This is a genomic window from Candidatus Schekmanbacteria bacterium, assembly GCA_003695725.1.
GTDB lineage: Bacteria > Schekmanbacteria > GWA2-38-11 > GWA2-38-11 > J061 > J061.
Map to the genome: position 1 here is coordinate 1 of RFHX01000069.1, position 7682 is coordinate 7682.

A 7682-nucleotide genomic window follows, 5' to 3' on the forward strand; every position below is an offset into this window, starting at 1 on the left:
AAAGGACTTCGCAGCTTTAAGCCCCTTCCTTTTGTTTGTTCGAATGCTGTTAAGTTTATATTGTTAAAATAGTAATTATTGCTATAATTTGTAAAAAAATTTAGCTAATAAGTGATAAGAAAATTAAAAGGAGCGAAGAGAATGGCAAGGATAAATATAGCAAAAATCTCAGCACCTGAACAGGCAATGTTTGAGAAGAAGGGAATCAAGATTCGAACAGATTTGTCAGTGGAAGAGGTTGAAAAGGAAATCGTAGATTATCTTGCTTCAAACAATGTGCTTCATCTTGCAACCTGCAGCAATAATATTCCCCGCTCGACTCCTCTTGAATACCACAGCGAAGGAATGAATCTATATGTCATATCTGAAGGTGGCGGAAAATTTGCCAACTTGAAAGTGAACCCTAAAGTCTCTGTGTCAATTGCTTCCGAATATAAACCGCTCGAGGATTTTTTTGGCGCCCGGGGTGTCCAAATATGGGGAGAGGCACAGGTTTGCACAAAACAAAGCAATCCTGAACTCTTCGAAGAGGGTTTGAGGGTTATCAACCCATTAGAAGTCCTAAAACAACTTGGCATTACACAGCTTCCCGAGAGTTTCAACTATAAGATAATTAAAATAATTCCTGAAAAGATTGCTTATAATTATTTGAGAGGTGGTTTCAGGATGGTTACTTGGTATAGGGATTGAAGTGACAATGTTCAAAAAAATTACGAAATCTCTATTGGTTATTTTTTTGTCTCTTTTAATTGTTAATACTGCTGAGGCAAAGAAGAAAAAACTTATAATTAAAAGCTCATCTTCCAATATAAAAGTTGGAGAGAATGAAACTTTTAAAGCTAAAATAAAACCCCCGGGAAAAAACTATAAAAATGTTGAGTGGACAATCAGCGGAATTTCAGGCATAGATAACGGAATAATCGATGAAAGTGGAGTTTATACTGCCCCTTCGGTGATAACATACACGAAGATTATCACCGACAGAATGGATACGAATGAGTATATTACATCGACTGTTACTGCGAAAGCCATTGATGTAATAATAAAGGCGAAGAGTAAAAAAGCAGGCATCAAGAATGCTACGAAAAAGATAACTGTCTATGACCCTCCTGCAGTCCTTGATGTTTCGTTGAAACCAGCCAAATTTACAATTGTCGTAAAGAAGAAGCAAAAATTATCTCTAAATGTCAAGAAGAAGGGAAGCGGCGCCTCTTCAGATATTTCGTGGCACTTTTTTGTGGGAGGGAAGTCTGCAGAAAATGAAGTATTTGATGGAAGTGCTGGCAAGATTGTAAAGAAGGGCAAAAAGTTTTACTATAAAGCTCCTTCAAAAAAGGAGAACAAAACAGTCTATATAGTTGCCCGCAGTGAACTTGACAAAACAAGATATGCTTCTGCAAAAGCAGTTGTCATGAAAACAAAACCCAAACTTCTTGTTTCAGGAATTTCACCGATAGTGGATTTTGGTACTGTTAAAATTGGAGAAGATGTAACAGGAAGAGAAAGGACTTTTTCATTGATTTCATCTACAGGGGAAGGTGTCGAGTGGCAGGTGACTAATATTCCTACTTGGATTGCCGTTGAGCCATTGCGCGATAAAACACCTTCAAATGTCCTTATACGTATTTCAAGCACATCGAGTTTGAGGCCCGGTTTTAATCAGGGTGTTATTGTTTTCAAGAGTCAGAAGACCGGCTATAAGAAAGCAAAACTGAAAGTTTTTATCAATGCCACTGAGTAGATAAGAGCCATTAGAAAATATTCTTGGTCTGCAGCTTTCATATTTATGGTTTTTCTTCTATAGATTGAGGCGGACTTCCTTTTTTTTTGAGCATTTCATATTTATGGTTGAAAAATTCTGCCAATGTCCCTAACAGCCTATAAAAGCGCAAATGGTAGAAAAACCTTTTTTCTTTATTGACAGCAAATAAAAGCCAAAAAGCAGGCTTGATGAATTTTTTGAAAAGCCATCTTGGAATTCCAAAAAATCTCACATATTCCTGTCTGTCATAATAATTATGCTTCATTCTAGTGAATGATGCCCCTGATTTGAAATACCATTGTTTGATATATTTCTTTGATGAGCGCGATTCAGGGACAAAATGTGAAACCACTGCTTTTGGATAATAAAGCGCTTTTTCTCCATGGGCAAGCATTCTCCAAATGAATTCAGTATCTTCATGAAGTCCACCTGTCTTTAATGATGCTCCTGAAACACCTAAATCTGTGCGAAAAAGACCGTATTTTTCGAATGCTTCTCTTCTTATCATCATACAAGCGCCCATTGGATTTTTTTGCGTCCTTATGGGGTAGGGCTTCACTTCATTACCGTAATCATGAGAAGGAAAGACGCTTTGAATTATCGCATATTTCCCTTCAAATACAGCCCACGGCGGTTTGCCTTTTTCCCAGATTGGCACAACCTTGCCTCCCATTGCAATATATTCTGGATATTCATCTACGAGTTTTCTAACCATTTGAAGCCATTTGCGGTCAACAACAACATCATCATCGATGAAAGCCAAAAGCTTCCCTCTGGCATTTTTTACAGATGTGTTTCGGGCATAAGATAATCCTTGTTGTTTTTCGTGGATATATCTCACTTGAATCATATCGCTCTTTAGATATTCTTCACATACTTGCCGTGTGTTGTCAGTGGAATTGTTGTCTACAATGAGAAATTCGCAATCGGGGAATTTGCCGTCCTGCGAGAAGAATGATTCAAGAAATTTCTTGAAACTTTCAGCCCTATTGTAGGTGCACACGATTACGCTTACAGCTATTTCGTTATTATTCATTTTGTCTTCTTTATTAAATTCCGGCATCGTCTTCAGGACTGCTGAAAAGTTTTGGGGGACGGCAAATTTTTGTGCTGAAATCTAAAGTTTTAAAAGCAGTCAATAAAGCCCACAATATCAAACCAACCTTTAAACCTGTGATAGGTGCCGATAAAATTGGAAATATTAAAAAAACGACAGTGTCTATTTCTACTGAGCTGTATCTTGCAAGAATCCTGTGTTTGAAAGCAAATAATCCAATTTTATTCCTCAATCCTTTTGGTTTGTTATTCTTTTTCAATGCTTCTTTCTTTGCCTTAATTTCCATATCCCTATCGTATTCAATATTGTATTTTTCAAGCCGCATTCTATTTGCCTTTCCCCAAATATTCCATAGAGCAAACCAAAAGAAATGAAAGATTACATAACAAAGTCCCATAATAAGGATACTGTAATCACCTTTTAAACGAAATTGGCCATAGGCAATCCCCATTGTTACAAGAAGCATTCTGCCTTGGTCTAAAAGAAGCTCAAAAAAAGCTCCCTCAGGGGAACTTTTTTCTGTCAATCTGGCAAGTTTGCCATCGATGCAGTCACACCAGAAGGCAAGCTCAAAGAGAATTGCCCCAACAATCAGATATGGCTGTGTACCCTGCAGAAAGGAAAAGAAAGACAGAATTGCAAGTCCCATTCCAAAGATTGTGAAGAAAGTAGGGGAGAGGGTTGTATAATTGGCGAAAAAATAGATTAATGGTGTTACAAATGGGTCAACTCCAAAAACAGTCCATGGCGCATCTACTTCCTTGTAAGTTGATTTGACATCTTCATATGTGTATTTGACTTTTGCCATCTTTCTATTTTACATAACCTAAGCTTTTAAGAGCTTCTAAATCCTTTTTGTTGATTTCCGTCTCTCTCTTCTTTTTGCTTTCTTTTGTTTCTATCCAGTCTATTATTTTTTCAAAAATATTCTTCTTCTGCCTTTCTAATTCTTGTAAAAGCTTTTTCTTCAATTTGTTTTTGATATCTATTTCTTTAGACGCCAAGTTGTTTTCTTCAGAATAGTCATTGGCAATGTTATATAATTCTTCACTTAAAATTTTTCCATTTTTATCAAATGCGAGGACATATTTCCAGTCTCGGCTTCGTATGGCTTTAAAAGAATCAACATTTTTAGGAACAGTTTTTGGTTTATACTGATTTAAGACTTCGGGGAATACATATTCCCTATTCAATTTTTCATTTTTAGTGATCAGAGGCAGAAGAGTTTTGCCATCCATTCTTGTTCGTGGTTCAATATCGAGAATGTCAAGAATTGTTGGCATAATATCGATTATTGCCACTTGATCAGTATCATTAATTTTGTTTTCTGGAATTACATCATCGAGATGTATGGCAAGAGGTATTCTTAAACAAGTGTCATAGACCCTTCGCCCATGCTCGAAATAATCATTGTGCTCTCCCAGACTTTCTCCATGGTCGGCTGTAAAGATTATCAAAGATTTTCTTTTGGTGACTTCTTTATTGATGATTCGTAGAAGTTTTCCAACATTTTCATCCATAAAAGCTATTTCACCATCATAATAGTCAATATAACGGTTGGCATCGTTAAGATTTCCGCGTCTCTGATAGGAAGAAATCAAATTGATATCAATAAGTTTCTTTTCCTTTGAACGGAATTTTTTGTTATAAGGTTTTGGTGGTGTGTAGGGACCATGAGGGTCTATAAAATGAATCCATAAAAAGAATTTTTTCTCTTTGTTCTCCTTTATCCATCTAATCGCAGGTTTTATCAGGTTTGCTGCAGTCCTTTCACGTAGGTTTCTGTTCAATTCCTTTTCTTGTAATCTTTCATCATATACATCAAATCCCTGATTTAGACCTGATAGCTTTGACTTTAAAACAACATTGCTGATAAAGGCTGCTGTTGAGTATCCATAACCTTTTAGAATTTCTGGAAGTGTCCTTATAGTCTTTCTCAATTTATCCTTGGCATTTTTCCTAACTCCATGATGGTAAGGATATAGCCCTGTCAGCATTGATGTCATACTTGATGCTGTCTTTGGATAAACAGTTACAGCATGCTTGAAAAGAGTGCATTTTTTGAAGAATGCATCTATATTTGGAGTGGTTTGCCTTGAATAACCATAATCTGACATATGGTCAGGCCTAAGAGCATCGATGCTGATTATTATTACATTATAGTTTTTGGCTTTTCTATCTTTCCCTCTTTCACAGGAAAAGGTGAAAAATGTTGTAGATATGATAAGAAGAACAATAATAAGGGATTGTTTTATATACTTCATTGGATATAACCTAAAGATTTCAATAGCTTTGCCCTGTCTCCTGTGATGATATTCCCGCTAATCTTGGTTTCAGGAAACTCCTTTTTCCATTGATCTAAGACTTTGAGAAGTTCATCTTCTACTGTTTTATTATCCTTTATAAGGTCAATTTGTTCAAGAGGATCCTTTATAATATCATACAATTCGTTGCCTCTTATTTCATTTACTCGGAGTAGCCATCTATCTTTTACAACTGCATATTCCCGGGCATTTAGGAATCTATATTGAGGCGGAGTTTCTTTATCAATAAGTCGTCTTTGCGAAACAATGGCATTTCTTTCAAGATTAAATCCATCCTTTTTCAATAAAAGATTTTTCAAACTAATGCCATCGGCAGAAAATTTATTTTTGCTGTTTACTAAATCTGCAATAGTTGGAGCTACATCCACAAGTCCGACGATTCCATCGATTTTTTCATTTTGGGGAATTTTTCCTTCCCAAATGAATAACAGAGGAACATGCATCTGGCTATATGTGATGATTTTCCCATGATCAAAACAATAACCGCGTTTGTCCTGGATTTCGCCGAGCGTTTCACCATGGTCGGAAGTTATTACGAACAGTGGTGCTTCTGAGTTTTGCGGCGTTTTTTTTGAAATATATTCAATAAGTTTAGCCACATATTTGTCTGCAAAAGCAATTTCCCCATCGTAAAGAGAAGTCAAATAATCTGCTTCTTCTTTTGAGTAGTATTCATTTTTATTTATTGGAAATCCGGGAAATATTTCTTTTGGATATCTATATCTTCCCTTATAGCCATTATTGAACATAGAGTTATAGGGGGCTGGTGGATCGTATGAACCATGAGGGTCCCAAAAATGCACCCATAAAAATATATCCTTGTCCAGGTTATGCTCAATCCAAAGTTTAGCTCTATTGTATGTTCCAGTTGCAATATCGTATTTATATTTTTTCCCTCTTTTGGTCTTGAATTTGTGGTTGGGAACACTTTTGTAATCGAATGGAGGAAGCTCCATATAATCGGGGTCGAGGAAAGCGCGGCTTGTAATGGCTGCTGTTGTGTATCCTTGTTTTTTAAACCAGCTCTGAAGAAAATCTAAATCCTTCTTCCCAAGCTTCATACCATTTTTTAAGAGCCCATGAGTGCGGGGATAAGCTCCTGATAAAATTGTTGTGTGACTTGGGTCAGTTGTTGTCATTTGTGAATATGCCCTTAAAAATAAAGTGCCCTTTTTTGCTAATTTCTCCAAATTAGGTGTTGTGTTTCTTTCATAATCGTAAAGTCCGAGATGGTCAGCCCTTGTTGTATCGATAGTAATTAGAATAACTCTACTATGAGGCTCCTTTGCCTCCTTTTGGTATCTGCTTTGGGCAATGAAATGGGGAATTAGATAAAAAAGAGATATAACTATAAGTCCGATTATCGGATAAGATAGATTCAGAAATTTCCGGCTGAATATTTGTTTTGGAATGATGTAAAAAATTGTTATGCTTAGAATGGCAAATACAATGCAGTCGATTATGGCAACAGGACCATACGGCTCGGGTTTTATGAGTGAAAAAGCAGTGATGGACCGAGAAAGAATGATGAAAGAAAGAGTAAAAGCCGCCGCTAGTGTAAATGTCAATTTATTCTGCAGATTTTTTAAGAAATAGATGATGAAACTTATTATGATTCCAAGCGCGAAAAAACCTGCGCTGTAAAAAAGGAGCATTTTTCCAATTGTTGTCAATCTTTCCAATCCTGATGGTGTTAGGGGAGTGAATATATATTTAACGGACTTCAACGGCTCAAAAAGTCCATCACATATTCCTAAAATAATACCTGCAACTAAAAAAATGAGGGATGAGCCAAATGTAAAAGTTTCTTTATTTTTCTCATTTTCTCTACATAGGATTTTTTCCAAAAAGGCTTCAATTTTGTAACTATCCTTTTGAAAAAGAGTTTTTAAAAGAAGAAGGATTAGAGCTATATTTAATATTCGTGCAATGGATTTTATGTTGAAATGGAGTGATGAAATACTAAATTTCCACCCCCCTGTAAAATAAACGGCAACGGCTGTCAGAAGAAGAAGGATGATGAATATATTTAAAACTCTAATAAAACTTTTGTTCATACCTTGTTTTTAAAATAAAATATTTTGTAAAGTGAGCTTATTTAAAGGAAAATGATGCTTATATCAATATAATTATTTTTAAAGTTCAATTTTATAACGAATATTTTATAAGTATCCAAGGGATTTGAGAGCTTTGACTTTTTCTTCTGAAATGTCACCTGTGAAAGGTTTTACTTCAGGAAAATCCTTTTTCCATTTTTCAAGGCGTTCTAAAAGCTCTTTTACAATATCTGGTCTTTTGGCAGAAATTTCCTTCTGTTCAAGAGGGTCTTCTTTTATATTGTATAATTCGACTCCGCGTAATTCATTTGTAACAAGAAACCATTCATCTGTCATAACACCGTATTCACGGGCGTTCAAAAATTTGGTTCCTTTCATTGGTTCTGTGTATAATCTTCTTTGGGCAAAGGCAGTATCTTTCTTCCAGTTTGAATTGTTCAAAAGCAAGCCAGCAAAACTATTTCCGTCGCATTTAAATGCTT

The 7682-nt window shown here is 35.8% G+C and carries 7 protein-coding genes; 2 read left to right on the plus strand and 5 right to left on the minus strand.

All coding sequences use genetic code 11. The features are described from left to right. The first annotated feature begins 141 nt into the window (after positions 1–141). Together D6734_03110 and D6734_03115 are read left to right on the plus strand one after the other, a co-directional pair. On the plus strand, positions 142–690 hold the full coding sequence (locus tag D6734_03110; GenBank protein ID RMF96873.1) for a pyridoxamine 5'-phosphate oxidase family protein: 549 nt from the start codon (positions 142–144) through the stop codon (positions 688–690). Positions 691–697: 7 nt separating this feature from the next. Next, complete coding sequence (locus tag D6734_03115) at positions 698–1741, plus strand: hypothetical protein (GenBank protein RMF96874.1); 1044 nt, start codon at positions 698–700, stop codon at positions 1739–1741. Positions 1742–1784: 43 nt separating this feature from the next. Here D6734_03115 and D6734_03120 read toward each other — a convergent pair whose 3' ends face one another. The 5 genes from D6734_03120 to D6734_03140 form a co-directional block, all read right to left on the minus strand. Next, positions 1785–2825: a glycosyltransferase gene (locus D6734_03120; GenBank protein ID RMF96875.1), complete on the minus strand. Its 1041-nt coding sequence runs from the start codon at positions 2823–2825 to the stop codon at positions 1785–1787. After that, positions 2812–3627 (minus strand): CDP-alcohol phosphatidyltransferase family protein, encoded by an 816-nt coding sequence (locus D6734_03125; protein RMF96876.1) that lies wholly within the window; start codon positions 3625–3627, stop codon positions 2812–2814. The genes D6734_03120 and D6734_03125 overlap by 14 nt, the downstream gene beginning before the upstream one ends. 4 nt (positions 3628–3631) lie before the next feature. After that, complete coding sequence (locus D6734_03130; protein ID RMF96877.1) at positions 3632–5083, minus strand: hypothetical protein; 1452 nt, start codon at positions 5081–5083, stop codon at positions 3632–3634. After that, positions 5080–7200 (minus strand): hypothetical protein, encoded by a 2121-nt coding sequence (locus D6734_03135; GenBank protein ID RMF96878.1) that lies wholly within the window; start codon positions 7198–7200, stop codon positions 5080–5082. The genes D6734_03130 and D6734_03135 overlap by 4 nt, the downstream gene beginning before the upstream one ends. Positions 7201–7305: 105 nt before the next feature. Then, on the minus strand, positions 7306–7682 hold a 377-nt coding region (locus tag D6734_03140; GenBank protein ID RMF96879.1), incomplete at its 5' end, for a hypothetical protein.

Excerpts from the sequence above, each read along its gene's own strand:
- D6734_03115 (RMF96874.1), top strand. The coding sequence starts at position 698 with ATGTTCAAAAAAATTACGAAATCTCTATTGGTTATTTTTTTGTCTCTT.
- D6734_03125 (RMF96876.1), bottom strand. The coding sequence starts at position 3,627 with ATGGCAAAAGTCAAATACACATATGAAGATGTCAAATCAACTTACAAG.
- D6734_03130 (RMF96877.1), bottom strand. The coding sequence starts at position 5,083 with ATGAAGTATATAAAACAATCCCTTATTATTGTTCTTCTTATCATATCT.
- D6734_03135 (RMF96878.1), bottom strand. The coding sequence starts at position 7,200 with ATGAACAAAAGTTTTATTAGAGTTTTAAATATATTCATCATCCTTCTT.
- D6734_03120 (RMF96875.1), bottom strand. The coding sequence starts at position 2,825 with ATGCCGGAATTTAATAAAGAAGACAAAATGAATAATAACGAAATAGCT.
- D6734_03110 (RMF96873.1), top strand. The coding sequence starts at position 142 with ATGGCAAGGATAAATATAGCAAAAATCTCAGCACCTGAACAGGCAATG.